Annotated in this window: 21 protein-coding genes, 1 tRNA gene and 3 pseudogenes; 9 read left to right on the top strand and 16 right to left on the bottom strand. The window is 69.9% G+C overall.

The genetic code is table 11. From position 1 onward, the window contains the following. The first annotated feature begins 9 nt into the window (after nucleotides 1-9). The gene (locus F1D61_RS05965; RefSeq protein WP_203156910.1) at nucleotides 10-1,179 is read left to right on the top strand and encodes an acyltransferase family protein; all 1,170 of its coding nucleotides are present in this window, start codon (nucleotides 10-12) and stop codon (nucleotides 1,177-1,179) included. A gap of 201 nt (nucleotides 1,180-1,380) precedes the next feature. Next, nucleotides 1,381-1,929: a DUF2087 domain-containing protein gene (locus F1D61_RS05960; RefSeq protein ID WP_203156909.1), complete on the top strand. Its 549-nt coding sequence runs from the start codon at nucleotides 1,381-1,383 to the stop codon at nucleotides 1,927-1,929. Between the two features lie 66 nt (nucleotides 1,930-1,995). Here F1D61_RS05960 and F1D61_RS05955 read toward each other — a convergent pair whose 3' ends face one another. The 3 genes from F1D61_RS05955 to F1D61_RS05945 all read right to left on the bottom strand — a co-directional run bounded on the left by F1D61_RS05955 (nucleotide 1,996) and on the right by F1D61_RS05945 (nucleotide 5,692). Next, entirely contained in the window at nucleotides 1,996-3,363 is a 1,368-nt protein-coding gene (locus F1D61_RS05955; protein WP_203156908.1) for an MFS transporter, read from the bottom strand. A 263-nt stretch (nucleotides 3,364-3,626) separates the two neighbouring features. Then, nucleotides 3,627-4,598 (bottom strand): PDR/VanB family oxidoreductase, encoded by a 972-nt coding sequence (locus F1D61_RS05950; protein ID WP_203156907.1) that lies wholly within the window; start codon nucleotides 4,596-4,598, stop codon nucleotides 3,627-3,629. A gap of 5 nt (nucleotides 4,599-4,603) precedes the next feature. Further along, a complete protein-coding gene (locus F1D61_RS05945) occupies nucleotides 4,604-5,692 on the bottom strand; it encodes an aromatic ring-hydroxylating dioxygenase subunit alpha (protein WP_203156906.1) in 1,089 nt (362 codons plus the stop codon). 643 nt (nucleotides 5,693-6,335) lie between these two features. Between F1D61_RS05945 and F1D61_RS33930 the strand changes: the two genes are divergently transcribed. Next, nucleotides 6,336-7,076 (top strand): hypothetical protein, encoded by a 741-nt coding sequence (locus tag F1D61_RS33930; RefSeq protein ID WP_246775741.1) that lies wholly within the window; start codon nucleotides 6,336-6,338, stop codon nucleotides 7,074-7,076. Next, complete coding sequence (locus tag F1D61_RS33925; RefSeq protein ID WP_246775740.1) at nucleotides 7,037-7,240, top strand: helix-turn-helix domain-containing protein; 204 nt, start codon at nucleotides 7,037-7,039, stop codon at nucleotides 7,238-7,240. Before F1D61_RS33930 ends, F1D61_RS33925 begins: the two co-directional genes overlap by 40 nt. Nucleotides 7,241-7,310: 70 nt before the next feature. Here F1D61_RS33925 and F1D61_RS05935 read toward each other — a convergent pair. Together F1D61_RS05935 and F1D61_RS05930 are read right to left on the bottom strand one after the other, a co-directional pair. After that, a tRNA-Asn gene (locus F1D61_RS05935) sits at nucleotides 7,311-7,386 on the bottom strand. A 186-nt stretch (nucleotides 7,387-7,572) separates the two neighbouring features. After that, a complete protein-coding gene (locus F1D61_RS05930; protein WP_203156904.1) occupies nucleotides 7,573-8,007 on the bottom strand; it encodes a hypothetical protein in 435 nt (144 codons plus the stop codon). A gap of 231 nt (nucleotides 8,008-8,238) precedes the next feature. On the opposite strand from F1D61_RS05930, the gene F1D61_RS05925 reads away from it, so the two are divergent. Both F1D61_RS05925 and F1D61_RS05920 read left to right on the top strand, forming a co-directional pair. Continuing rightward, nucleotides 8,239-8,589, top strand: coding sequence for a hypothetical protein (locus F1D61_RS05925; protein WP_203156903.1), 351 nt, complete (start codon nucleotides 8,239-8,241; stop codon nucleotides 8,587-8,589). 243 nt (nucleotides 8,590-8,832) lie between these two features. Next, nucleotides 8,833-11,124 carry a PBP1A family penicillin-binding protein gene (locus F1D61_RS05920; RefSeq protein WP_246775739.1) on the top strand — a complete coding sequence of 764 codons (2,292 nt, stop codon included), beginning with the start codon at nucleotides 8,833-8,835 and terminating at the stop codon, nucleotides 11,122-11,124. Here the strand turns inward: F1D61_RS05920 and F1D61_RS05915 are convergent, their stop codons facing one another. Further along, nucleotides 11,125-11,679, bottom strand: coding sequence for a hypothetical protein (locus F1D61_RS05915; RefSeq protein ID WP_203156901.1), 555 nt, complete (start codon nucleotides 11,677-11,679; stop codon nucleotides 11,125-11,127). Nucleotides 11,680-12,057: 378 nt separating this feature from the next. Here F1D61_RS05915 and F1D61_RS05910 point away from each other — a divergent pair, with 378 nt between their 5' ends. Next, nucleotides 12,058-12,963 carry a LysR family transcriptional regulator gene (locus F1D61_RS05910; RefSeq protein WP_203156900.1) on the top strand — a complete coding sequence of 302 codons (906 nt, stop codon included), beginning with the start codon at nucleotides 12,058-12,060 and terminating at the stop codon, nucleotides 12,961-12,963. Nucleotides 12,964-13,037: 74 nt separating this feature from the next. Here the strand turns inward: F1D61_RS05910 and F1D61_RS05905 are convergent, their stop codons facing one another. The 3 genes from F1D61_RS05905 to F1D61_RS05895 all read right to left on the bottom strand — a co-directional run bounded on the left by F1D61_RS05905 (nucleotide 13,038) and on the right by F1D61_RS05895 (nucleotide 18,031). Beyond that, nucleotides 13,038-15,464 carry a YbcC family protein gene (locus F1D61_RS05905; RefSeq protein WP_203156899.1) on the bottom strand — a complete coding sequence of 809 codons (2,427 nt, stop codon included), beginning with the start codon at nucleotides 15,462-15,464 and terminating at the stop codon, nucleotides 13,038-13,040. Nucleotides 15,465-15,483: 19 nt separating this feature from the next. Further along, nucleotides 15,484-17,043: an NADH-quinone oxidoreductase subunit L gene (locus F1D61_RS05900; protein ID WP_203156898.1), complete on the bottom strand. Its 1,560-nt coding sequence runs from the start codon at nucleotides 17,041-17,043 to the stop codon at nucleotides 15,484-15,486. A 238-nt stretch (nucleotides 17,044-17,281) separates the two neighbouring features. Further along, complete coding sequence (locus F1D61_RS05895; RefSeq protein WP_203156897.1) at nucleotides 17,282-18,031, bottom strand: MauE/DoxX family redox-associated membrane protein; 750 nt, start codon at nucleotides 18,029-18,031, stop codon at nucleotides 17,282-17,284. A 140-nt stretch (nucleotides 18,032-18,171) separates the two neighbouring features. Between F1D61_RS05895 and cueR the strand changes: the two are divergent. Continuing rightward, nucleotides 18,172-18,579: pseudogene (cueR, locus tag F1D61_RS05890) on the top strand (Cu(I)-responsive transcriptional regulator); the annotation flags it as partial. A 99-nt stretch (nucleotides 18,580-18,678) separates the two neighbouring features. Here cueR and F1D61_RS05885 read toward each other — a convergent pair. The 3 genes and pseudogenes from F1D61_RS05885 to F1D61_RS05875 all read right to left on the bottom strand — a co-directional run. Further along, nucleotides 18,679-18,894: a hypothetical protein gene (locus F1D61_RS05885; RefSeq protein WP_203156896.1), complete on the bottom strand. Its 216-nt coding sequence runs from the start codon at nucleotides 18,892-18,894 to the stop codon at nucleotides 18,679-18,681. Between the two features lie 2 nt (nucleotides 18,895-18,896). Further along, on the bottom strand, nucleotides 18,897-19,136 hold the full coding sequence (locus F1D61_RS05880) for a heavy-metal-associated domain-containing protein (RefSeq protein ID WP_203156895.1): 240 nt from the start codon (nucleotides 19,134-19,136) through the stop codon (nucleotides 18,897-18,899). A 79-nt stretch (nucleotides 19,137-19,215) separates the two neighbouring features. Next, nucleotides 19,216-19,446 (bottom strand): annotated as a pseudogene (locus F1D61_RS05875) (nickel/cobalt efflux protein RcnA); the annotation flags it as partial. A gap of 672 nt (nucleotides 19,447-20,118) precedes the next feature. On the opposite strand from F1D61_RS05875, the gene F1D61_RS05870 reads away from it, so the two are divergent. Beyond that, the gene (locus F1D61_RS05870; protein ID WP_203156894.1) at nucleotides 20,119-20,724 is read left to right on the top strand and encodes a PAS domain-containing protein; all 606 of its coding nucleotides are present in this window, start codon (nucleotides 20,119-20,121) and stop codon (nucleotides 20,722-20,724) included. Between the two features lie 993 nt (nucleotides 20,725-21,717). Here F1D61_RS05870 and F1D61_RS05865 read toward each other — a convergent pair. The 4 genes and pseudogenes from F1D61_RS05865 to F1D61_RS35270 form a co-directional block, all read right to left on the bottom strand. Continuing rightward, nucleotides 21,718-21,861, bottom strand: coding sequence for a hypothetical protein (locus tag F1D61_RS05865; protein WP_203156893.1), 144 nt, complete (start codon nucleotides 21,859-21,861; stop codon nucleotides 21,718-21,720). A gap of 140 nt (nucleotides 21,862-22,001) precedes the next feature. Then, complete coding sequence (locus F1D61_RS05860) at nucleotides 22,002-23,240, bottom strand: calcium-binding protein (protein WP_203156892.1); 1,239 nt, start codon at nucleotides 23,238-23,240, stop codon at nucleotides 22,002-22,004. Between the two features lie 577 nt (nucleotides 23,241-23,817). Next, the gene (locus F1D61_RS05855; protein WP_432443291.1) at nucleotides 23,818-25,692 is read right to left on the bottom strand and encodes a PAS domain-containing protein; all 1,875 of its coding nucleotides are present in this window, start codon (nucleotides 25,690-25,692) and stop codon (nucleotides 23,818-23,820) included. Between the two features lie 159 nt (nucleotides 25,693-25,851). Beyond that, nucleotides 25,852-26,418 (bottom strand): annotated as a pseudogene (locus F1D61_RS35270) (PAS domain-containing protein); the annotation flags it as partial. Nucleotides 26,419-26,485: the final 67 nt, after the last annotated feature.

Here is a 26,485-nt window from a genome sequence, read left to right as displayed (position 1 = left end):
CGCTCGACCATGCCCCCGGATCCTCGACGACCTCTTCCGACCGGGCGCCTCGTCGCCCTCGACCACCTGCGCGGCTTCGTCGTCGGCCTCGTCGTCCTGCATCACGCAGTGCTGGCCTACTGCACCTTCGGACACGTCGACCGGGTCCACTACGCCCTGTCGACCGCGCCGATCGTCGATCCGCAGCGGTGGATCGGCTTCGATCTGGTCGTCCTGATCGACGACGGCTTCTTCATGCCGTTGCTGTTCGGGCTCTCGGGCCTGTTCGTCCGCGACGGGCTCGTGCGCAAGGGCGCCCGGTCATACTGGCGGGCGCGGCTGGTCCGCCTGTTCCTCCCCTTCTGCGCCGCCGAACTGACGATCGTTCCGCTGGCCTACTACCCGTCCTTCCTCCAGGCCGGCTTTGCGCCGGGCTTCCCGGCCTTCTGGCTCGCCACGGTCACGACCGGGCCGTGGCCGAGCGGGCCGCCCTGGTTCATCGGCGTCCTGCTGCTGTTCGATGCCGCCGCCATCCTCGGCTTCGTGCTGGCACCGCGCTGGTGGAAGAGCCCGCCCCTGAAAACGCCTCGCCCGGTCCGAGATTTCGCGATCCTCGCCACCGTCACGATCCTCGCCTTCCTGCCGCTCCTCCTCGCCATTGGTCCGAACCGCTGGTTCGCGATCGGGCCGTTCGCCGTCCAGGGCAGCCGCATCGGCCTCTACGCGGCGTATTTCGCCGCCGGGCTCCGGTTGGGCGCGGGCGGCGGGCCGGCAGTCGCCGGGTTCGGGCGGGCGCTCGCCCGCCGCTGCGGGCTCTGGGTCGCGCTGGCGGTAGGGGCGGGCGCGGCCTTCGTCGCGGCGGCCCGCTTCGGTACGGCCTTCCACTTGCCGGCCCGGTCCGCCCTCGCCGTCACGGGCATCGCGCAGGCGGTCTTCTGCGCCGCCGCCTGCTTCGCGCTGCCGGCCGTGTTCCTGCGCCTCGCGGGAGGCCGGCGCCCCGCCTGGGACAGCCTCGCGGCCAACGGCTTCGCGATCTACCTGCTGCACTATCCCGTCGTGACCTGGACGCAGTTCGGGTTGCTCGCATGGAAGGCCGGGGCCGTGGCGAAGGGCCTGACGGTGTTCGCCGTCGCGCTCGGCGTGACTTGGGCCGGGGCCGCGCTGCTGCGGCGGATTCCGGTGACGGGACGGGGGCCTTGAGGGATCTTCGGAACGCAACCGGCTTGCCGCCGGCGGAAATCCCGGTAGATTCCGCGGCGGGTCGGCAGTCACCCAGGCGTCACCGCCCCGAGAGGGGAGCTAAACCTGTCCATTCTCCTACGGACCGGGCTCGTTCCCGTGCCGCGTCGAAAGCCGGTGACCCTCGACACCTGATTCAAGGTCGGCACCCGGAGAATGATCGTGCCGAGAGACTTGATCCCCTTCGCGATGCGCGACGTGTCGGCGCTCGCCCAATCCCTGCGCGCCCAATGGGCGGCGCGGACGACCCCGCCGGGCCCCGTGCCGAGCCATGTCGAGATGCTGAACATGCTGGCCCGGGCCGCCGGCCACCGCAACTTCCAGCAATTGCGCGCCTTGAGAGATCGACTCCCGCCGGAGGAGCGACCCGCCCCCGTCGAGGCCGATTCCGCGTCCGTGCTGCGTGCCGCCCGCTACTTCGATTCTCAAGGAATGCTCTGCCGCTGGCCCGCCCAGCGGTCGATCCAGGATCTCTGCCTCTGGGCGCTCTGGGCGAAGATCCCGGCCGGCCGCAGCTTCGACGAGCGCGGGATCAGCGCCCTGCTCGTCACGCTGCACCTCTTCGGCGATCCCGCCATCCTCCGGCGGACGATGTGCCATACCGGGTTGATGACGCGGAGCAGCGATGGACGGGATTACCGCCGCATCGAGCGCCCGCCGTCGCCGGACGGGGCGGCGCTGATCCGCCACCTTCACCGCAGCGGGCACTGACCCGCCCTGCCGCGACGAGGCCTGCGCCCGGCCCCGTCGCTGCCGGATGGATCGAGGCCGGGCCTGTCAGCCCCGCACCGGCGAGACCGCGGAGGGCACCGTCCGGGTGGTCTCCGCCGGTTCCCGTGCCGCGACCCAGCGCAGGCACAGGGCCGCCACGAGCATCGGCAAAGCCAGGGCCACGCAGTACTCCGCCCGCTCCCAGCCCGCCGCCATCAGCATGCCGGCGAGGCCTGGGCCGGTGACGGCGCCGAGGCGGCCGACGCTCATGGCGAGCCCGGTGCCGGTGGTGCGCACCGGGGCGGGGAAGATCGGCGGCACCACCGCATACATCGCGTTGATCGAGCCGTAGAGGCAGAAGCCGATGAGGAGGGTGGCGGCGAGCAGAGCCGCGGGCGTCGCCGGGACGTGGCCGAAGACCGTGGCGGCGAGGAACAGGCCGGCCATGAAGGCGGCGGCGAGGCGCCGCGTCCCGGCCTTCCGGGCGACGAACCCGAACAGCAGGCAGCCGGCGGCGCCGCCGAGATTCATCAGCATCGCCCCCGAGATGCCGCCGCTGACGCTCAATCCCAGCTCGGTCAGCACCTTCGGGGTCCAGCTCAGGAAGAAGTAGCAGGTGGTCATCACGCAGAAATACGCCGCGCAGGCCGCGAGCGTCCGGCTGCGATAGGGCGGGCGCGCGATGGCCGCGAGGCTGGCACCGGTCTCGACCTCGGCACGCGAGGGGACCGGCAGGGCGGCGAGGCCTGGGCGCCCGAGGCGCGCCAGCACCCGGTTGACCTTCGCCAGCGCCCCGGCCGGGCGCCGGGCGATGAGGTAGTCGAGGGATTCCGGCAGGAAGGCGAGCACCGCCGGCACCAGGGCCAGCGCCACGAGGCCGCCGAAGACGTAGACCGCGCGCCAGCCATGCGCCGCGATCAGGTAGACCGAGAATGCGCCCCCGAGGGTCGCGCCGAGGGGATAGCCGAGCGACATCAGCGAGATCGACAGGTTGCGCCAGCGGTCGGTTGCGTATTCGGCGACCACGATGTTGACGGTGGCGAGCCCCCCGCCGATGCCGAGCCCGGTGAACAGCCGCATCAGGGCGAGCTCGGTCAGCGTGCGGGTCGCGGCCGCCGCCAGCATGCCCAGACACAGGATGGCGAGGCAGAGAAGCACGGTGGTGCGCCGGCCGAGCCGGTCGCTCAAGGGTGCGATCAGCAGGGCGCCGAGCCCCATCCCGGCGAGCCCGGCGCTGAACAGCAGGCCGAGATCGGTGGGTTTGAGGGAAAAATCCTTGGCGATCGAGGCGGCGGTGAAGGCGACGACCAGCACGTCGAACCCGTCCAGCGCGCAGATCAGCACGCAGACCGCCACGGCGGCGACCTGGAACGGGGTCATGGCGCCCTGGCGGATGGCGGCGCGGGGGTCGGATGGTTCCTGTGCGATGGCCACGGTTGTCCTCCCAAGGATTTCGATTGTCGTTTTCTGATGATGCTCGGGGGTGATGACACCCTCCGCGTCATTCCGGGGCCGCGACAGCGGAGCCCGGAATCCAGACGCTCGGTTGGTCAAGAACGAAGCGGGACGCCGGCCGCTCTTTCCTGGACCATCCGCGGTTCTGGATTCCGGGCTCCGCTTTCGCGGCCCCGGAATGACGTTTGGAGGATGATGGGACGCGTCCTCGGCTAGACTTCCGGTGCCGAGGAAAATCCCCCTCACCCCGCCCGATCCGCCGTATCGATGGTGATCCCGCCTCCCACCACCCGCGACACGCAGGTGCAGAGCTGGGCGTTCGTCGCCTTCTGGGCGTCGCTGAAGAACACGTCGCGGTGATCGACGGTGCCGTCGACGCCCAGGATCTTCACCGTGCACAACCCGCATTCGCCGCGCCGGCAATCGTGGATCATGCCGACGCCCGCCGCCTCCAGCGCCTCCAGCATGGTCTGGTGGCGCGGGACGACGATCTCCCGCGACAGGCGCGGGATGCGAACCGTGAACGCCTCGGCGGCGTGGCGGCCGCCGGTGCCGAAGGTCTCGAACCGCAGGCCTTGCGCCGGGCGGCCCGATTCCGCCCAGGCCCGGCGGGCCGCCTCCATCATCCCGAGGGGGCCGCAGAGATAGGCCTCGCCCCCGGGCGGCAGATCCGCGATCGCCGCCGCGAGGTCGATCCGGCCGCCCTCGTCGTCGGTGACGGTCTGGAGCCGGTCGCCGATCCGCGCCCGTAATTCCTCGGCAAGCGCCAGGTCCTGCCGGGTCCGCGCCGCATAGAGCAGGCGGAACGGGGCGCCCGTCCGGTGCAGGGCGAGCGCCATGGCGTGCAACGGCGTGATGCCGATGCCGCCGGCGACGAGCAGGTAGCCGGGCCGTCCGGGGCTGAGGCCGAAATGGTTGCGCGGACCGGAGATGCTCAAGCGGGCGCCGGGCTCCAGCCCGTGCATGTAGGTCGAGCCGCCGCGGCTGTCGGGCAGCCGCTTCACGGCGATGCGGTAGAGCCCGTCGGCGCCGGAATCGATGAGCGAGTAGGAGCGGGTATCCGGCCGCTCGCCGATCATCACCGCTACCCCGAGATGGCTGCCGGGCGGGGCCGGGGCGACCGGGCCCGCGGGTTCGATCTCGAGCAGGCGGATGTCGGGCGTCAGCGCCCGGGTGGCGCGCAGGCGCGCCGGCTGCCAGTCGGTCGCGGCCATGGCGGTCATTCCGCCGCGATGCCGACGGACGGGGCGGCTTTCGCCGGGTCGCGGCCCTCCTTCGCCATCATGCCGTCGATCAGCCGGTGGGCCCAGAGGGCGCCGGCATCGATGTTGAGGTTGTAGAAGGGCTGGCGCGGCTGGCGGTCGATCGCCCGTTGCTGGGCCTCCAGCACGTCGTGATCCTGGTCGTAGACACCCTTGCCGTCGTTGACGTGGGCGCGGTTGAGCGCCTTCGTCAGCTCCTCGTCGTCGGTGCGCCAGCTGCGCACGAAGTTCCAGAAATAGTGGCAGCTCGTGGCGGTCTCCGGCGTGATCGCCGCCAGGAAGAAGCCGTTGACGCCCTGGCTCCGGTCGCCCTGGCGGGCGCCGGTGCCGGCGAGCGCCACCCCGACATCGCCCGCCACCACCGTCGGCGCCTCGAACCGGATGATCTGCCAGCGGTCGACATGGCCGGGCTTGCCGAGATTGCGCGCCCAGAACGGCGGCGGCTCGATGTTCTCCATCCAGCGCTCGACCGTGACGCAGGTGTCGGTATGCGTCACCTCGAACGGGCTGCGGGTGATCGCCTCGTCGCCGATGCTGCCGGCATGGACGTAGGTCTCGTGGGTCAGGTCCATCAGGTTGTCGATGACCAGCCGGTAATTGCACTTCAGGCCGTAGAAGGTGCCGCCCTCGCCGACCCAGGGCGCATCGCTGTTCCAGTGGAAGTCCGGCACGAGGTCGGGATCGGCGAGGGCCGGGTCGCCCATCCACAGCCAGACCAGGCGGTAGCGCTCGACCGCCGGGAAGGCGCGCACGCAAGCGGACGGGTTGATCGTCTCCTGCGCCGGCATGAAGGTGCAGCGGCCCGACGCATCGAAGACCAGGCCGTGATAGCCGCACATCACCTGGTCGCCCTTGAGGTGGCCGAGCGACAAGGGCAGCAGCCGGTGCCAGCAGGCATCCTCGAGCGCCGCGACGGCGCCGTCGGTGCGGCGGTAGAGCACCACGTCCTTGTCGCAGATCCGGCGCGGGGTGAGCGCGCGGCCGATCTCGTGGTCCCAGGCGGCGGCATACCAGGCGTTCAGCGGGAAGCCCTTGGGATCCGTCATCGTTCTCTCCCTCGTCGTGTCGGCCTCGCGGGTCTTCTCGCCGCGCTGGAGGTCCGGTCGTGCGGCAGCCGGCTTGGTCGTATCTTGGCCGTATCGGGTCGCCGGGCGGCTCACCCGGACGGCTCCGTCGGCAGGCCGGCCGATATTGCGCCGCACACAAGTTTCGCGTGCCGGATCAGCAGTTTGGAACTGGTCCGGTTCGATGCTCGGACGCTACCTGCCCCGATGGGGCCCGGCCATGGACGGGCGTCGGAATTTCTTGGACGGATCTGGCGCCGGGCGTTAGCGTCAAGGGCACGTCCGGGTGAAGAAAGGACGCGGATTTTCTTCTCTCTCCGCGGGCGGCCACCGCATTCGTGCAACTCGGTCTGATCGTCCTCTCCATAAGAAAGTAGCGCGCCTCCCCTCCCCCTTGTGGGGAGGGGGCAAGGGGGTGGGGGTGGTGCCGGAGAAGCCTCGCGCTTGACGCGGCACCACCCCCACCCCTGACCCCTCCCCACAAGGGGGAGGGGAAAGCGCCCGATCTTGCAAAGGGTTGCGTGTCAGAAGCGCTGTGTGAATCCGTAAGCCGCCGGCGGGGAGAGGGGGTACCTGCGCCCTTTCTTCACCGGCACGGCTCTGCCACGGGCGGGAGGAGACGGCGATGCAGATGCAGCGCGAGCGGCCGATCCCGGTCTTTCGCCTCTACGGCGAGACCGCCGAGGCGACGGTGCCGAGCTTCGTCCATGCCGAGCGGATCGGCACCAGCGCGGCCCTGCACGATTGGGAGATCGCGCCCCACCGCCACGGCGCGCTGACGCAGGGGCTCGTGGTCACGCGCGGCCACGGGGCCCTGTCGCTCGACGCGCACCGCGAAGAGTTCTCCGCGCCCTGGCTGGTCTGGGTGCCGTCCGGGGTGGTCCATGCCTTCTCGTTCCGGCCCGGCACCGACGGCGTGGTCCTGTCGCTCGCCGACGACTTCCTCGCCGCCGTGCTCGATCCCGACCCGGACGCCGCGCGCCTGCGCGCCACCGCCGAGGCGGCGTTCAGCGGCCGGGCCGGCTCGCCGGAGGAGATCGACCTCGATCTGGCGTTCCTCGTCGAGGCCCTGATGCGGGAGGCCTCCGGTGCCCTGCCGGGGCGGCGAGCGCGGTGGCGGCCCTCACCAAGCTCCTGGTCGTCGGCGTGCTGCGCACCCGCGCCGCGCGCTCGATCACCGAGCCGGCGGCGCTGGCGCGGGCCGACCTGCACCGCCGCTTCCGCCGCCTGGTCGAGGCGCATTTGCGCGAGGGCTGGCCGGTCGCCCGCTTCGCCGCCTCGCTCGGCGTCAGCCCGGACCGGCTGCACGCCGCCTGCACCGAAGCGGTGCGGCGCTCGCCGCAGGGCATCCTGCACGACCGGCTGATGCTCGAGGCCAAGCGCAGCCTGATCTACACCACGCTGCCGGTCTCGAAGATCGCCTTCGATCTCGGCTTCAATGATCCGGCGTATTTCTCGCGGTTCTTCGCGGCACGCGCCGGCCTGAGCCCGGCGGCGTTCCGGCGGACCAATCGGGGAGGGGAGACCTGACAGACGGATCGTCAAGCGGGCGCAAAAGGCGTCGCCGCGAGATCCGAACACAGTGTCAGAATAAGGAAAGTGGCTCCCCGAGTAGGACTCGAACCTACGACAAGGCGATTAACAGTCGCCTGCTCTACCAACTGAGCTATCGGGGAACGTTTCTCGCCGGCGCCCTTGGTGGCCGCCGACGAGGGCTTCTTAGCCAGTTCATTTCGGGAGCGCAACCCCGCTCGTCACGCTCCAGGCGGACTTGCGTCGGCAGGCCGACGCAAAACCGCTTAAGTCCTTGTTTTGTCGCAGATTTTTCGCGCCGAACCGGTAACCACCTCGGCGAAATCTGGTTAGCGCGGCGGGCAGGCCGGGCCGAACGGACCGACCGTCAGGTCGCCCTGGCGGGGGTCGTTGAGCACGAACGGCTCGGTGCCGCCCTGGCCGAATCCCATCAGGCCGAGATCGTAGTAGCAGCGGTCGATGATCGCCGTGAACGTGTAGCTGTCCTGCGCCACCGGCGGCCCGACCGGGACGAGGCGTCCGCGCGGGCCGCGCCCGGCGCAATAGGCCGCGATATCGACCCGGCCCGGCGCCGTCATGCCGATCGAGCGGGAGGAATGGGGCGGGATGCCGACGCTCGGCCCGCCGTTGCGGCTGGCAACCGCGAAGTAAGGCGAGCGGTTGATGACGCGCCGGACGCAGCCGGCCTCCGCCGCGCTGATGCCGGCGACGAGCAACGCCGCCGCCGCCGACCACCGATAGAGCCGCTTCACGCACGGCCGCATGGCATACCCCCCTCCCGACGCGCGAGAATCCCAACGCGCAAGAACCCCAACGCGCAAGAACGCGTGACACCCGCAACCTAACGCTTCGTGGCGCAACGGCCAGGCTTGGCGTTGCACGCCCCCTGTGCGCGGGAACGAAACGGCAGAGCTTGGCGTTGAGTTCCGGTCTTCGTGTGAGGCGGCATCCCGGTGCCGCGCCGCACCCGCCTGGACCCATCGCCCGGAGCCCCGATGCGCATCCGTACCCTGCTGCTGGCCCTGTTCCTGCTCACCGGCCTCGGCGGCCTCGCCGGCGCCTCGCCGCTGATGCCGAGCGCCGCGGTCACCACCGCCCTCGACCAGCCCTCCACGGTCGAGACCGTGCGCTGGCGCCGACACCGCCATTGGCACCGCCGCCACTGGCATCGCCGCCATTGGCACCACCGCCGCCACTATCGCCGCCACTGGCATCACCGGCGCCACTGGCACCATCGCCGCCATTACGGGCGCCACCATGTCCGGCGCCACCGGCACACCATCCGCCGCCTGCATTTCAGCCGCCCGGCCGCCGCCCGCCCGGCGCGCTGGATCGAGCCGCGCTAACCGGGACATAGAACCTTGACCGAGCGGCCGCCCGAACCCGGACCCGATGGACGCAACCGCGACTGGCTCGACCTTGGGGGCGCGGTCGGGCCGGCCGCTCGGTCGGGGGCGGAACCCGCGGGCACGAAGCCCGCGGGAGCGCATCCCGGACACAGGCCGGAGGGCCGGTTCGCGGGATTCTCCCGTGCCGCCGCCGGACTCGGCGCCCGGATCGGCCCGGCCGCCCGGTCGGGATTCATCCGGATGCGGACGGGCGCCGGCCGCCTCGCCGATCACCCCGCCACGCGCCGCGCCGCGTCCGCGACAGCGGCGGCCTGGCGGCCTGTCGCGGACGTCGCCCGGCGCGTGCCCTGGCTCAAGGCGACCGCAGCCACCGCCGCGCTCGTGGCCGGTCTCGTCCTCGCCTACACGATCTACGCGCTGTCGACCCTGCCGGTGAATGGCGGCCTCACGGTCGAGCCGACGGCCTCAGCCCTCGTGGTGCGGGCCGCCGACGGGCAGGCCTTCGCCACCCGCGGCGTCATCAAGGGGGCGAAGCTCTCGGCGAAAGAGGTGCCGCCGGTCCTCGCCAAGGCGATCGTCGCGATCGAGGATCGCCGCTTCTACGAGCATCACGGCATCGACCTGCGCGGGCTCGTCCGCGCGGCCTTCCGCAACGCCGCCGCCGGCGGCACCCGGGAGGGCGGCTCGACCCTGACCCAGCAGCTCGTCCGCATGAGCTACCTGTCCCAGGACCGCACCCTGAAGCGGAAGGTGCAGGAGGCGGTGCTGGCGCTGTGGCTCGAATCGCAGCTGCCGAAGGACGAGATCCTCACCCGCTACCTCAACGCCGCCTATTTCGGTGCCGGCGTCTACGGCGCCGACGCGGCCTCGCAGCGCTATTTCGGCAAGCCGGCCAAGGACCTGACCTTGAGCGAGGCGGCCATGCTGGCGGGCCTGGTGCGCGCACCCTCGCAGCTCGCCCCCCACCGCAACCTCGACGGGGCCCGGGGCCGCGCCGCCCAGGTGCTCGAGGCCATGGTGGAGACCGGCGCGGTCACGAAACAGGAGGCCGACGCGGCCAAGCGCGCCCCCGCCACCGTCCGGGTGCCGACGGAGACGCCGGTCGGCACCAACTACTTCGTCGACGGCGTCGCCGACTCGGTGCGCGGGCTGATCGGCACCGGACCGGCCGACGCGACGGTCCGCACCACCCTCGACCTGACGCTCCAGAACATCGCCGAGAGCGTGATCGCCCGCCGCCTCGACCAGGACGGCGAGCGCCGCAAGGTCTCGCAAGGCGCCCTGGTGGCGATGTCGACCGACGGGGCGATCCTGGCGATGGTCGGCGGGCGCGACTATGCCGACAGCCAGTTCAACCGCGTCACCCAGGCCAAGCGCCAGCCCGGCTCGCTGTTCAAGCTGTTCGTCTACCTGACCGCGATGCGCCAGGGCTATCGGCCGGATTCGACGATGATGGACCGGCCGACCCAGATCGGCGAGTGGGAGCCGGAGAATTACGGCGGGCGCTACCGCGGCGCGGTCAGCTTGCGCACCGCCTTCGCCCACTCGATCAACACCGTGGCGGTGCAGCTCGCCGAGGCGGTGGGGATGCCGGCGGTGATCGAGACGGCCCGCGGCCTCGGCGTGACCTCCGACCTGCCGAACCTCCCGAGCCTCGCCCTCGGCTCGGCCGAGACCACGCTTCTCGAGATGACCCGCGCCTACGCGGCGGTGGCGGCCGGCGCCGAGACCATCGAGCCCTACAGCGTGCGCCAGATCCTCGCCCGCGACCAGACGCTCTATACGCGGCCGCAAACTCCCCCGACGCCCGCCCGCGATCAGGCGGCGCGCACCGCGATGCTCGATCTCCTGAGCGCCGTGGTCCGGGAGGGCACCGGCAAGAACGCCCGCGTCTCGATTCCTTCCGGGGGCAAGACCGGCACCACCCAGGACAGCCGCGACGCCTGGTTCGTGGGCTTTGCCGGCGACCTCGTGGTCGGGGTCTGGCTCGGCAACGACGACAACGCGCCGATGGCCGGCGTCACCGGCGGCGACATGCCGGCCCTGATCTGGCGCGATTTCGTCACCCAGGCGCTGGCGGCCCGGGCCAAGGCCGGCAAGGTCGAGGCCGGCAGGCCGGAGGCACGCGCCACCCCGGCGCCGCGGCCGGAGACGGCGAGCATCGCCGAGCCGGATGCGGATCCGCGGGCGCTCACCGATCGCGACCCGACCGGCCGCGCGGTGCTGCGGGGCAGCCCGGCGGTGGTCGATACCGGCACCCTCGATTTCGACGGGCGCACCGTGCGGCTCGCCGGAGTCGACGGCCTGTCCGGCCGCAACGCCCGCGAGCTCGGCCGCTACCTGCGCCGGCGCGACGTCGCCTGCGCGCCGGCGGGGGAGGGCGGCGCCTATCGCTGCTCCCTCGACGGGCAGGATCTGTCCGAGCTGATCCTGTTCAACGGCGGCGGCCGCGCCAGCGCCGACGCCACGCCGGACCTGCTCGCCGCCGAGGAGCAGGCGCGCTCCAACCGGATCGGGATCTGGCGGCGGTGATCATTGGCCCTTCAGGCAGGGTGCCAGCGCCGCCTTGAGCCGGTCGGCATCGGCCGCGCCGATCGGCACCGTGACCATCACCGGGTCGTCACCCTTGCGCGGGCTGTCCTGGCGCCAGCGCAAAGTTCCGGGTCCGGCACCGACGGCCACGGCGACCGCCCTGACCCGCGTCAGCTCGGCCGCCTCGCCGCGCAAGGCGGCAGCCGTGCCGAGGGAGAAGGACGTGCCGTCAAACGCGATGGAGCCATTTGCTGACAGGCGCACGCTCTGCACCACCGTGATCTCGGTCAGCGGCTTGCGGGTGCCCTCCGGTCCCTCGAAGGCGCCGAAATCGAAGCGTTTCTCCAGGGCCTCGAAATTCGGGATGTCGAAGCCGATCCTCAGGCTCCCGGTCTCGTTGCGCGACCGCGACGGGGTGCATCCGAACGTCATCGCGATCACACGGCTCTCGGGGCCGATCGCCGCCGTGCCGGGCAGCTTCACCTCGGTGGCGAGCGCGGCGCCGCTCCAGGCCAGGCAAGTCGCCAGCAGGGCAGATCTCAGCATCGTCGTCACCGGTCGCTCGGGAGGGAAACAGGGCCGTCGTAGCTGATTCGATGCGGGGAGGGCTGGCGGATTTGCCTGTCGGGCCGTTGGAAGCGCTGCGTGTCCCTGACACTTTTTGCGAAGATCGCGTCGTTCGGTGCCGGATTCTGGTGGTGCGGGTCGTACGTGAACCTCGACGGGTCGTCTGTCCGGGCTTTGCCGATGGCCTCGTACGGGTCAGACTACGCAAGGTCTTCAGTCGACATGCGACGTTGTAGGCTGCGCCCGTCCGGTCCTCGCGGTGGGCCACACGCAGCGACACCACGCCCCCGGATACGATATCGTTCGACGGTTGCGACACCCTCCTCAACGATTGCCGGCGATCGTTCGTTTTCGTAAATATGTCGCATGACGGCCCTGAACTACCACCACCTGCGCCTGTTCCATTGCATCGCGCATGAGGGCGGCCTGACCCGGGCCGCGGACGTCCTCAACCTGTCGCAATCCGCCCTGTCGGTGCAGCTGCAGAAGCTGGAACAGCAACTCGGGCACGACCTGTTCGAGCGCCGCGGCAAGAAGCTCGTCCTCACCGAGGCGGGACGCATCGCGCTCGACTATGCCGACACCGTCTTCGAGACCGGCAACGAACTGCTCAAGGTGTTGCAGGGGCGGCCCCGCGCCGCCCAGCAGGTGCTGCGCGTCGGAGCCCTGACGACGCTCTCACGCAACTTTCAGCTCGAGTTCCTGCGCCCGGTGATCGGGCGCCCGGACGTCGAGCTGGTGGTGCGCTCGGGGACGATGCGCGAATTGCTGGCGCAGCTCGAGATGCATGGCCTCGACGTGGTGCTGGCCACCACGGCGGTGCGCCGGGACGCGGGCACAGACCTCCACAGCCACCTCATCGCCGAGCAGCCCGTGAGCCTGGTCGGCCGGTCCGGGTCGGTGGCGGAGCCCCTGCGCTTCCCCGATGTCCTTCGGACCGTGCCGGTCACGCTGCCGAGCCTCGACAGCGAGATCCGCGTCGCCCTCGACCGCGTGCTGTCGCTCGCGGGCATCCACCCGATCATCCAGGCCGAGGTCGACGACATGGCCATGCTCCGCCTGCTCGCCCGCGAGGGCGAGGGCGTCGCCGTGGTTCCCCCGATCGTCGTGCAGGACGAGCTTCACACGGGCCTGCTGGTCGAGCATTGCCGCATCCCGGACGTGACCGAGCGCTTCTACGCCATCGTTCAGACCCGACGCTTCCCCAACCCGGTGCTGCAGGAGCTGATCGCCGCGAGCGTGACGCCACCCATCGCCTCGGCGACCGGGTGATCCATTTCGCGCATCGAGCGCGAGGCGCGCCGCCCGGACCCGGTGCCGGATCGACACCGGGCCCGCGACGGCGCTCAGACGGCGGCCTTCAGGTCCACGTCCGGGGCGGCGCCGGCCGGCGCCGTCGTGCCGACCCACCGCAGGTCGCCCGCGTAGCGCCACGCGATCCGGCCGCTCTCGTCCAGGGCGAACAGGTGCAGCCAGCGGTTGTCGAACAGGGCGCGCACCCCGGCGTGACGCCGCAGCACCTCCGTGATCGCCTCGCGCGGCGCCTCGAGGCAGACCGACAGCCGCAGGGGCTCGTGGGCGTAGGCCTCGCCGTCATGCACCGATTGCCGGGGCAGGCCGGCCCGCAGCGCTCCGCCATTGCCCTCCAGCACCCCGATGCCGCCCGTCACGTTGTGCAGGAGCTTGTTGCCGCTGCCGAACAGCGCGGGCGCGACGGTCGAGCCGTAATATTGCAGGCTGATCCAGCTCGCCACGACGACCGGGGCGGTCAGGATCAGCTCCAGCACGCCGAACCCATCGTCCTGCCGCCAGTCGTAATCGTGCAGGAAGGCGCGCCCGTCGAGCGCCCGGCCCGCCGTGCGGTGGCGCGGCGCGGCGATGAAGGCGCTGCACCCGGCCAGCCCCCATTCGGGGCGGGTCTCGGCCCAGTCGCGGCTGCGGCGCGCGAGGCTGTCGCCGTCCCGCGCCCCCGGCAGGCGGAGCGCCCGTTCCCCGCGGGCCAGGGCGCCGGCGGCCGCGAGCCAGCCCCGGATCCGCTCCAGGTCCCGCGGGCGCGCCGCCTCCGGGAGATCGTCCGCGTAGAGCGTGACCGCGTCCGTCGTGGTGTCGTGGAGGGCGGCGAGGAACACCGTGTCCGGCGGGACCGCGATGCCTCGCTCCCCGAGGCCGGCCCTCACCTGCGGGTCGTTGAGCAGTTGCGCCAGCAGGCGCGCGTTCACCTCGCCCGAATAGCCGCCGCAGGCGCCGCAATGCAGCGCGCTGGCGTGAGGGTTGTTGACCACGTTCGCCCCGTGCCCGGCCAGCAGCACGACCGGGGCGAACCCTTCCGTCAGCGACATCGCGCGCAGGATGCGCGCGGCGAGCGCGACCCGCGAGGCGGGATCGAGCCCCGGATCGAGGCGCGGGGCGGGGTCGTTCGCCGCCGCCGCTCGACCGAGGCCGAGCGAGGCGCCGACGAGCTTGCCGAGATAGAGGGGGCCCGCCGCCTCCACGAAGGCGAAGGACGAGACCGCGGCCTGCCGGAAGCGGCCCCAGGCCCGGCCCGCGCGCGCCGCGACCCGGGCGGACCGATCCTCGACCGCGGCCTCGTGGCCGCCCGCGCAGGTCTGCAGCGCCGGCTCGAGGAGGACGGGCAGGCGACGCTCCGCGACGTCGGAGGCGAAGCGCCGATGCGACAGGGGCAGGCCGAAGAAGCCCGCGAAGCCGAGGGTGCGGATGCCGGGATCGAGGGATTCGAGGGCGCGGCGGAAGACCTCCGACCGCACGTCGATGCAGAAGGCGGCCTGCAGCACCGGGCGGCCGGTCCGGCCCTGCGGCGCGGTCGCGGCGAGCGTCGCGGCGAGGGCGCGCTGGCTCGCGCGCTCCACGGCCTCCTGCAGGATGGCGTCGACGACGAGGTCGGGCGTCGCTTGCGCGGGCGCGGCGTGGGCGGCCGCGCAGGCCGCCCAGCGCTCCGCGACCGCCTCTCCGTAGCGGGCGAGCAGGGCCTCGTCGAAGATCACCCGGATGGCGAGGAGGTCCCGCAGCGTCCCGTCGGTGGTTCCGGACAGCTCCGCCTGCCACAGCCGGTAGCGGGCGACCTGGGCCCAGCCGCCGAGGGACAGCAGCACCTGGTGGAAGTAGCTCTCCAGGGCCTCCGCGCCGAGGCCGAGCCGCGCGACCGCGCGGGCCAGGGCCGGCAGCGTCCCGTCCGGCACCTCCGACACGTGCCGCGCGAAGCCGCTCAGGCCGGCGATCTCCGGGGTGAGGTCGTGGACGGCCCAGGCGCGCCAGAGCGCGAGCGCGCTCCCGCCGAGCTGCGCCGCCCACAGGGCCTGCCCCTCGTCGAAGTGGCCGACCGCCCAGGCCGTGATCCGGTCGGTGACCAGGCCCGGCCAGTCGATCCCCGACGCCTCGGCGCAGAGGGAGGCGAGGGTCGGAACGGCCGGGGCGGGCGGGGCCTCGGCCCGCATCGCCGCCTTGAGGGCGTCGAGGCCGGCCGGGCGCGAGGCCGCAGGCGCGTCCGCCAGGGCGTCCCGCAGATCCGCGTCGGTGAGGAGCCCCGAGGCGGCCCTGTCGCGGTACCAGTCGCGGGGCATCGTCACCGCCGCGCCGCTCGCCCGGGCGAGACGTGCGCCCGCGGCCCAAAGCGGCTCGCCGGAATGCCCGAGGAAGGGGTTGACCGCGACGCTGGAGGCGAGCGGCCACAGGGGCGGGATCAGCCGGCCCGCCGCGTCGGCGGCGGCCCTGACGGTGTCGTGCGCGGTCGGAAGGGAGTGGACGATCTCGATCATGGTGGCGTCTCCGGGCGGATCAGGCGGCGTGACGGGCGGACCAGCCGCCGATCAGCCGATCGAGGGCGGCATTGGCGTAGAGTCCGTTGGCGAGGTGCACCCGCAGGCCGGCGGCGGCGGGGTGGTGGGCCCAGAGCGGGAACATCGCCTGCAGGACCGCGACGAACCCGAAGCTGAGGAGCGCCAGCACGATCAGCGCCCATTCCAGCGGCCCCGGTGCGGGCGTCGGCGGCAGCACGCCCGCCGTGAGGCGGATCGCGAGGGATTGCAGGGCGAAGTAGCTCACCGAGGCGGCGACCGCGTAGGCGGCGGCCCGCGCCATCAGCGCCCGGGGCGCGGCGTCGGCGAAGCCCTGCGCCAGCATGTAGGCGACGCCGAGGATCAGGATGGCACCGAGCGCGAGCGCCTGGGGCGACTTGTGCACCAGGCCGAAGCCGAGGCCGGCGAGGAGGAAGATCACGAGGGCCGCCAGGAAGGCGCGCGCGATGGCGCCCGCGCCCGGGACCGCCACCGGCCCCGGCCGGCGGGTCGCCGCGACCGCCGCGACGGCGCCGCCCGAGGCCAGGAAGGCGTGGGCCTTGTAGAGCGAATGCGCCACGATGTGCAGGAGCGCGAGCGGGAACAGGGCGAGCCCGCATTCGAAGGTCATGAACCCCATCTGGGCGACGGTCGACCATGCGAGCGAGGTCTTCACCGACGGCTGCGTCAGCATCACGAGGCCGCCGAGCAGGGCCGTGAGACCGCCGACGATCACCAGGACCGCGAGCACGCCGGGGGCGAGGAGGAGCACGTCCGCGAAGCGGATCAGCAGGAACCCGCCCGCGTTGACGATGCCGGCATGGAGCAGCGCCGAGACGGGGGTGGGCGTCTCCATCACCTCGGTCAGCCAGCCATGGGTGGGGAACTGGGCCGACTTGAGCAGGGCGGCGAGGGCGAGCAGGCCGGCCGCCGCGACGGCGGGCCCGCCGCCCTCTCCGGCGCGGGCCGCGAGCAGGATCCGGCCGATGTCGCCCGTGCCGTAGGCCGCGGCCAGGAGGATTGCTGCGGCGACGAGCGCCGCGTCGCCGAGGCGCGCCGTGATGAACTTCTTGCGCGCCGCGCGCCGCGCCCCCGGCCGCTCGGGGTAGAACAGCAGGAGCCGGTGCAGGGCCAGGCTGGTGGCGATCCAGGCGACGACCAGCTGCGCGAGCGTGCCCGCCGTGACGAGCAGCAGCACCGCGGCGAGCGTGAGGCTAAGCCAGCCGGTGAAGGCGCCCTGACGCTCCTCGCCGTCGAGGTATCGCGCGGCGTAGCGCACCACGACCCAGCCGATGAAGGCGACCAGCAGGAGCATGGTGACGCTCACCGCATCCAGCCTGACCGAGAGGCCGATGCCGGAAAGGCCCAGGGCCGGGCCGGCGCCCGGACCCGACGCCACGAGCACGGCCAGGGCGGCGGCCGCGACCGCGAGGGCCGCGAGCGCCGTTCCCTCCGCGACCGGAAGGACGAGCCTCGGGCGACGCCCGGGACGTAGGAAACAGAAGACGGCGCAGGCGATGAACGCCGCCGGCGCGAGCAGCGGCAGGTTGAAGACGGGCACGAGGATCTCCCCCACGATGTGCTGGGACAGCGAGATCTCGTACCCATCCGGGTCATTTCGGTAAAATTGATTGTTTATGACTTATGGTTCTAAAAAATAGATGGAAGGCGGGCGGGATCCGCTGGAGGGGGAGCCCGTGCCGCGCCTGCGAGACCCACGGGCCGGTTCCGGATGTCGGCGACCCGTTCGACGGTGATCCGTTCCCGGCATGGGCGCGTCGAGGCGCGGCCGGCCGCCCTCAATGCCCCATGGCCAGCATCCAGACCGCCATGGCGACCATCATCACGTTCTCGGTGAGCGAGACGAAGCCGAGCGGCACCTTGCTCGACCCGCCGACGCAGGCGCACTTGATCTCGCGCCTGTCGAGGTAGACCGCCTTGAACACCGAGACCGCCCCGACCGTGCCGATGAACAGGGCCACCGGGATCGAGATCCAGTCCAGGACGCCCGCCACCATCAGGATGCCGGCGATGCCCTCCAGGAACGGGTAGGCATAGGCGTAGCGCACCCAGCGCTGCCCCAGCAGGTCGTAGCCCAGGAACATCGACGAGAACGTCTCGACGTCCTGGAGCTTCAGGAGCGCGAGCACGCACATGCTGAAGGCGACGAACCACTCCGCCGCCCGGGTGGTCAGCGGGGTGCCGTAGACCGCGTCGCTCGCCGCCAGGGCCATCAGCGCGGTCATCGAGAACACCGCGACGACGGGCCGGTAGGTCGTGGCGTCCGGGTCGTCGGACGCCTTGCCGAAGTGCCGTCGCAGGTCGTCGAAGCCGCCGACCCGCTCGCCGTCGATGAAGGTCTGGGGCGTCGACTTGACCCCGTGCTCGGCCTTGAAGGCGTCGGTCTGCTCGCGGGTGGTGAGCCAACGGTCCTCGACCGAGAATCCCTGGCGTTCCAGGAGGTCCTTGGCCTTCAGGCCGTAGGGGCAGACATGCCCGGGCATGACCATGCGGTAGAGGGCGGCCTTGCGGCCGGCGGTGGCTTGCATCGAACGCTCCGAAGAGTGGCTGGACCGGTTCCGCCCGGCACGCCGCATTTCGGAACGGCGGGCGGGCCCGGTCGTCGGGGGTTGCGGACCGTCGTGGACCTTCCCATCATGGTAAGGTCAACAGGGGGAAGCAGGCCGTCATGAACATCGGTCAGGCCGCCCGGACCTCCGGGGTCTCGGCCAAGATGATCCGCTATTACGAGAGCATCGGCCTCGTGCCTCCGGCCGACCGACGGGACAGCGGCTACCGCGACTACGGCGCCTCCGACCTGCACCGGCTCGGCTTCATCCGGCATGCCCGCGACCTCGGTTTCTCCCTGGAGCGCATCAGGGTGCTGCTCGGCCTCTGGAGCGACCCCGGCCGAAGCAACGCCGACGTGAAGGCCATCGCCCAGGCGCATGTCCGGGAGCTGGAGGAGCGCGCCCGCCGGCTCAACGAGATGGCGGACGCCCTGCGCTCCCTGGCCGAGGCCTGCGAGGGCGACGGACGTCCGGATTGCCCGATCATCGCCAGCCTGGAGACCGGAGCGGACGTCCCGGCCTGCCACCCGAACCCCGCCGCGACGGCGCCGGAACCCCGGGGCCGCGCGGGAAGGCCCGGGCCGAGCGTTGACGACGGGAGCGACCGCAACGCTCGGCCGCCCGCGTCACATCGTCATCGACTTGTCCATCTTCATCGACTTATCCATCTTCATCGACTTGCCCATGCCCTCGCAGCAGCAGCCCTTCTTGCCGCTCTTCATGGACATCGACGCCATCGGCTTGGCGCACATTCCCTTTCCGCCCTTGCCGCAGCACCCGGCCGCCATGGCCGGGGTCAGCGAGAGGGCGAGGAGGGCGGCGGCGGTCACGAGACGCGTCATGGTCATTCTCCTTGGATAGTGCGATGGCGAACCGGCGTTGCGGGCAGCGGTTCGGCGGGGAAGCCGGCTTGCGCGATCGCCCGGGCGATCCGGTCCGCCGGGCCGTCGGCGCCCGACACGGTCACGGTCTTGCCCCCGAGATCGACCTCGATCCGGGCGTTCGGCTCGATGGCGAGGACGGCGCGGGTCACCGACCTGGCGCAGCCGCCGCAGCCCATCGTCTCGACCCTGAACCCCTGCATGACGCTCTCCCTCGACGGCGTCCCCATCGGATGGGGCTTCCCACGATGGGAAGGTCAAGGGTCGGCAGACCACTTTCCGTCAGGCAGGGAGGGATGCTGCCGGGGAGGCGGCCCGGGTATGGTGACCGTGGCGGATGCCCTCCCAGCCGAGCCAGCCGGTGTAGAGGCCGACCAGGACGATGAGCGCGGCCGAGGCATAGGGCGCCCGCAGCGCAAGCCTGCGGAAACCGGACCAGCGCGGGGCCACGTGCCTGACGCTGAGCGCCGCGATCACGCCGGCCGAGACTATGGTGAGCGCCAGGCCGAGGCTCCGGCGGCCGGTCGCGTAAGACCTCGACGATGTCGGCGCAGGTCGCGGCAGCGGGCGCCCCGGGCCAGCGCGCGAATCCCCGCCCTCATCGGACAACCCGCGAGGTCGAACCTCTGGCGTTGAACGCCACCGCCGGCCGCCTCTGAAAACCAGGGTCGCATCAGCGTTCCCCTTCTACCGGGTTGATCTGCTCACATCATGATTCCGGCGGCTTTATCGGAGAGTTATAATTTAGTAACACTTGCCCGGGGCCGCGCATTCGGAGAGAGGCTGTCAGGTTCCATTGTCGGTGCCGCCGGCGGTTCACTGCCAGGCAGGGCAGATACCTGCAAACTCAGCGTTCTTTCGATCTTGGGTTGTATATCTCCCGCCGGGTATGGCTGCCGCCCTGCCTCCGCACCATGACCTCCCAGCGACGGCGGCCGGTTTGGCGCTTATCGCCTTCAGGTTGTCTTTATTCATCGTGCAACCTTAAGGGTTGTAGACTCCCGGCGGCGGAGTTTTTCTGACGGTTGCTATCCTCTGCCAGGCGGTAAATCTTCTCGATATTCGCATCAGACTCGTTGAAGGCTGCAGAGCGATAAGCATTGGCAGCGGCACACCCTAGTTGATATATGATGCGAGAGCGTTATATGTGGCCTTAACAAGACAAGCATTACATCGGAGCCTGCCGTGGATCGCAATCCTGCGCTTGACAGACTCAAGAAAAATTTCCTGGATCGTGGATATTTAGGCGGAGATGTTGGTGCCTGGGAATGGGATATCGTGAACGACCAGATGTGGTCGGACAGTTATGTACATGAGATGCTCTGGGCAAGTGCCGAGCAGCGCAAGGGCAGCGGCACGCTGGCCGAGTTCGCCACCTGCATCCATCCTGAAGACCGCGAAGCCGTCATCGCACGCATGAAATCGAACGCGTCGCAGGGCGCTGCATTCATCGCCGAATTTCGCGTCTGCTCGGCTAAAGGCAACGTGCGCTGGGTGCTCGCCCGCGGGCGCTACGACTTGGACGAGGCCGGTCGGCCCCTGCACGGGCGAGGCATTCTTCTCGACATTACAGGCGCGCACCTCAGCGAGACATCGTATGATCAGCGGATCGAGGCGCTGCAGGCCTGTCATCCGCTGGAATGCGCTGCCGACCATTGCATATCGATGCGACAGGTGATCGCCGAGGCAAATCAGCCTTTCCTCCTGAAGCTCGCCGACATGGTTCTGCTCGAGCTTGGCCGCTGTCTCGCCAGCCTTGCTCGGAAAGAACGCAGCAGCAGGCTGAACTGATTAACAAACATAAATATTATTATCATCAATAAGTTGTTTAATTATTTTAAAGTCTGATCATAAAATTGATATTCAAATATATAACTGTTATCTATAAAATTATATTAATATTTTCGTCAAGTGTCATCAATGGATCTTTACGTCGCGCGCATTTTCGATCGATGTTAGCTTGGATGTTCTGGTGTCATTTCCCTGCCAATGGAGGTCGTATTTTCCCGCCTGCGCAGGGTTTCTCATTAAAGAATGTTACTCTGCACCATTAATTTTGCTCCCAGGGTCGTCATTGCAATCTATATTGCCTCCATAATAAACGCGCGCGATTGATTTCGGAAATAAAAGTTGATTGATTGCCTACCAACGTGTTGATATTGACGTTATTGAAATAATCGACGATTATTTAGAAAATTTTAGGATGCCATGCGTAAATCAACTATAGTAATTTAACGTATTTAAAATTCAACTCATATCATAGTTTAGACAACCAATCATCATTATGTTTGTGACGTTGTCGTTACTGCGTCGATGTTAGAAATAAATACATAAAATTGATGAATATGCCATATTTTTATAATTGCGCGATGACCTGCGGGACTGGTGGCAAAAGTCAGTCCTCGCCTGATCGCCGCGGAGATTGGCGTTGCGCAGACGATGCCGCGCCCGATCCCGCACTGGTGATACGCGGCCTGATCTCGCACACCCGATGCTCGTTGACGTCGAGCCCCGGCATCCGGGGCTTGTCGGCATTAGGCGATCCAGGCCGACGGCGCGGGCATCCGCGCCGTCGGTCGAGAAGGAGGGATGGCCTCAAGCGTCCGGGCCGTCGTCAGGGTGTCGCACCGGCGGGTCCCGCTCGGGTCGAGGCCGGTCGGCAGGCCGCGCGCGTCGGGGACGAGGTGGCGCCTCGTCCCCGACTCGACCGAGGTCCATCCGGTGCGACCCTGGTGCGGATCCGCGCCACGCCGACGCGATCCGCGCCTGCTCCGTCGGACGCGTTCAGGCGATCGTGTCGGTGGGCAGGAACACCGTCGAGGCCTGGAGCTGGACGACGCTCGCGCCCTGCGCGTAGATGGTGTGCTGGTTGCCGATATTGATCAGTGCCCCGCTGTCGTAGGTACCGAAGCTGACATCTGCCTGCACCGAGGTCGGCAGGTAGACGGCGTCGCCGACGCTCAGATCGGTGATGACGTCGTAGAGACCGTCGTAGAGGTCGGCGCGATTGAAGATGAAGTTGTCGGATCCGCCGCCGCCGGTGATGAGGTCGATGCCGGAACCGCCGATCAGGTTGTCGGCCTGTCCCCGCCGACGAGGGTGTCGTTGCCCGTGCCACCGTACAGCCCGGCACCCTGGTTCGCACCCGCCGACAGGACGTCGTCGCCGGCACCACCCACCGCGTAGGAGAAGCCGCCCGTGCCGGCACCGGCGACGATGGTGTCGTTGCCGTCGCCGCCGTCGATGTTGTTGCTGCCGGCGCCGCCGGAAATGGTGTCGTTGCCGCCCTGGCCGAAGATGACGTCGTTCCCGTCGTCGCCGGAGATCACGTCGCCGGCCGAGCCGCCGACGATCAGGTCGTTGCCCGCGCCGCCGTTCAGGACCTGTGCGGCCTCGGCCGTGTTGTAGGCGATGGTGTCGTCGCCGCTTCCGCCGAAGACGGTGTCCGATCCCTCGCCGAGGCCGCCTTGGATCAGGTCGTTGCCGCCGCCGGCGAAGATGAGGTCGTTGCCGAGTCCGCCGCGGATGTAGTCCGCCCCGTCGGTGGCCAGCTCGCCGTCCTGGTCGCCGTAAATCACGTCGTTGCCGGAACTGGCCGCGATGCTGTCGTTGCCGCCGCCGAGGACGAAGGTGGAGCCGGTCGTGCTCGGCACGTAGTAGACGTTGTCGTTGCCGAGGCCGGCATAGACGACGTCGTGCCCGGTCTCGTTCGGAGTCGCGGTGTTGCTGAAGATGGTGTCGTTGCCGTCGCCGCCCGAGATCACATCCTGCGCCGCCGAACCCACGATCGTGTCGGGGCCGGCATTGCCGGCCACCGTCACGCCGTCCGCGAAGATCGCGGTGTTGAGACCCGGCGTCGCGTCCAGGGTCAGGTTCGCCACGGCCTGGTTCTGCGGGGCCGCGCCGACCAGCAGTTCGACGACACCGATGGCGAGCCCGGCCACCAAGCCGAGGACCCCTCCGCCGGAGGCGGTTCCGAAGTTCACGCTGCGCGGCTGGATGTCCGCCGCGGCCAGAACCTGGTTTCCACTATACACCTCGATCCGGCTATACGAGCCGCTGGCGCTCACCGTGCCGGTCAGGATCCCGTTGTTGAAGTCGACCTGCCAGTTGCCGATGTAGCGATAGGTCAGCCCGTTGGACTGAAACTCGAAGGCCGAGAACTGGGTCTGCGATTGCCCGGCGAGGAGGGTGCCGGTCTGGCCCGTCTGACCGATGAATTGCTTTCCGGTCGTTTGCCCCAGATCGCTCACGAAGAAGCCGGCCGTGTTGAATCCTGAACCGGTGCCGATGACAACGGACGACATGCATACAGCTCCATGCGCGACGCGTCACAACCTGACGTTGTGACGTTCTTAGCACGAGGCGCGGTCGTTGCAAGCGTTAGTTGTCGGCGTCTTGAAGGCATTCGCCGTCGTCACGGCTACCGGCGCCCCTATCCCGATAAATTTTCGTAAATCATTGCATGAAATCGTGGTCCTTCTCGATCGTGTTCGCTCGAGCGCATCGCCACGTCCCCTCACGATGACGGGCGCTCTTCATCGGCGTCCGGATCCCTCGACTTCGACCGCCTGCGCGAGCGGCCGGAATCGACCGGTGCAACCACCGCAGCCCGCTCGCGCCGATCGGCGGCGTCCCCCGCCGGAGCCGATGCGCGCAACAGCGCAAACGTCGCTCTCATCAGGCGGTCGCTCCCGCTCCGAGGTTTTTTTACAGCCGCGCGAATTCGAAGGCTGCGGCTGTCGAGGTGAGGGCCATGTCGATCCGCTCCCGCCCTCGGACCCGGACGCGGCCGATCAGGCCGATCTTCTTGCTCCAGCCGAATGCGGAACGCGAGATCCACCTGAAGACGCGTCACGATCGCGGTGCGATCGTGACGCGTCTTCAGAGACGCCGCTCCCGCTCCCGCCCGGCCTCGATGATCGAGCGGATCCGGGCGGCCATCGTCTCGATCGAGAACGGCTTGGTCAGCACCGCCATGCCGGGGCTCAAGGTCCCGCTGCCGAGGATGGCGGTCTCGGCGTAGCCGGTGATCAGCAGCACCTTGAGGTCGGGCCGGGTCTCCCGGGCCGCCTCGGCCATCTGGCGGCCGTTCATGCCGCCGGGCAGGCCGATATCGCTGACCAGAAGGTCGATCCGCACGTCGGAGCGCAGCACCGCGAGGCCGGCCGCGCTGTCGCCGGCCTCGATCGCCGTGTAGCCGAGGTCCTCCAGGATGTCGGTGACGAGCATCCGCACGGTCGGCTCGTCGTCGACCACCAGCACGGTCTCGCCGCCCTCGGAGCGGGGCAACGGCGTGGTCGCCCCGGTCTCGTCCTCGCCCGGCACCGGGCCGGCATGGCGCGGCAGGTAGAGGCTGACGGCGGTGCCCTCGCCGACCCGGGAGGCGATGCGCACCTGCCCGCCGGATTGCTGGGCGAAACCGTAGATCATCGACAGGCCCAGGCCCGTTCCCTCGCCGATCGGCTTGGTGGTGTAGAACGGCTCGAACACCCGGGCGATCACCTCCGGGCTCATCCCGGTCCCGGTATCGGTCACGCGCAGGCGCACGTATTCGCCCACGGGCATGTCGTGCCGGCGGGCGGTGGGGGCGTCGATCGTCCGGTTGGTGATCTCGACGGTGATGCGCCCGCCGTCGGGCATCGCGTCGCGGGCGTTGAGGCAGAGATTGAGGAGCGCGTTCTCGAGCTGGGACGGGTCGACCAGGGCCGGCCAGGCGTCGGGCGCCTCGACCACCGCGAGGGCGATGCCGGGCCCGACGCTGCGCTGGATCAGCTCCTGCATCCCCCGCGCCAGCCGGTCGACGTCGGTGGGGCGCGGGTCGAGGGTCTGGCGGCGCGAGAAGGCGAGCAGCCGGTGGGTCAGTGCCGCGGCGCGCTTCGCGGCGCCTTGCGCCGCCGCCATGTAGCGCTCCACGTCGCTGAAGCGGCCCTGGGCGAGGCGCGTCTGCATCAGTTCCAGCGAGCCCGAGATGCCGGCGAGCAGGTTGTTGAAGTCGTGGGCCAGTCCCCCGGTGAGCTGGCCCACCGCCTCCATCTTCTGCGACTGGCGCAACGCCTCCTGGGTCGCCGCCAGCTCGGTCTCGGCCCGCAGCCGGTCGGAGATGTCCCTGGCGAAATGGAACGCGCCGATCACCCGGCCCTCGCCGTCGCGCAAGGGCGAGTAGGACACCTCCCAGGCCGGCTTCGCCAGGTCCGGGTCGCCGAATTCCTCCGTGACCGTATAGGATTCGCCTTTGAGCGCCCGGGCCATGAAGCCGCGCATCACCGGGGCCTGGTCCGGCGGGAAGAGGTTGGGAAACACCTCGCCGATCCGCACCCGGTGGCCGAAGATCCGGTGGAATTCGTCGCTATGGGCCTGGTTGAAGGCGATCAGCCGGAACTCGGTGTCGAAGGCGCAGATCGGGTCGGCGCTCGACTGGATGATGTCGCCGTAGAGGCGCAGCTCCGCCGTGCGGTCGGCGACCTGCCGGCCGAGCGACAGGGTGAGATCGCGCGAGGCGACCTCGGCGGCCTTGCGCTCGGTGATGTTCGTGGCGGCGCCGTACCATTCGGTGATCCGGCCGTGCTCGTCGAGCACCGGCACCGCCCGGGACGAGGCCCAGCCGACCGAGCCGTCGGCGAGGTAGACCCGGTGCTCGAGGCTGTAGGAGGTCTTGGTGTCGATGGCGCGCGCGATCTCGGCCCTGAGCGCCGGGCGGTCCTCCGGCGGGATGTAGGTCTCGATCCAGTCGCTGCTGGTCGAGGTCGTGTCGGCCATGAAGTCGCCGCCGGAGAGCTGGTACAGCCGGCTCCAGTCGGCGCTGATCCGGTAGCGCACCTCGGACGACGAGCGCACCAGGGCGTCCAGCATCTGCTCGCGCCGGCGCAGGGCCTCGCCGAGGTCGCGCAGCCGCTCGCGCTCCAGCGTCACGTCGAACTGCGAGGCGAAGAAATAGGTGAGCGTGCCGTCCTCGTCGAAGACCGGCGAGATCAGCAGCCGGTTCCAGAACCGCTCGCCGTTCTTCTTGTGGTTGAGGAGGTCGATCTCGATCGCCACGCGGCGCTCGATCGCGTCGCGGATCTTGTCCACGTCGGCGCGGTCGGTCTCCGGCCCCTGGAGGAAGCGGCAATTCTGCCCCAGCACCTCGTCGCGGGTGTAGCCGGTCAGCTTGGTGAAGGCGGCGTTGGCGAAGACGATCGGGTTGTCGGGCCGGTGCGGATCGGTGATCAGCATCGGCATCCGCGTCGCGCGCACGGCGGCGGCGAACGGATCGTGGCTCGGGGTCGAGCGGCCGATCTCGGCATCGATGCGGTCGGTTTCGCGGCGATCCGTCACTGTGTTCCGCCGCCCCCTCGCGACCTCCGGCGGTTCCCGACCACCCGGGGCGGGGCCTAGCACAACCGGGCCCGCTCGCGCACGGGTCTCTTTGCACCGCGGCAAAGCGCGCGGGGGCGTCGGGCGCCGGGTTGGAGCCTGCCTATTTGATTCAGTACCTGATCCCATCCGCGACCTCATCCCGAGGTGCGAACGGAGCGAGCCTCGAAGGAGAACTCCAGGGATCGCTGTGGTC

Source organism: Methylobacterium aquaticum (assembly GCF_016804325.1).
In the GTDB taxonomy this organism is placed as follows: domain Bacteria; phylum Pseudomonadota; class Alphaproteobacteria; order Rhizobiales; family Beijerinckiaceae; genus Methylobacterium; species Methylobacterium aquaticum_C.
This window is presented reverse-complemented; position numbering and strand designations above follow the sequence as displayed.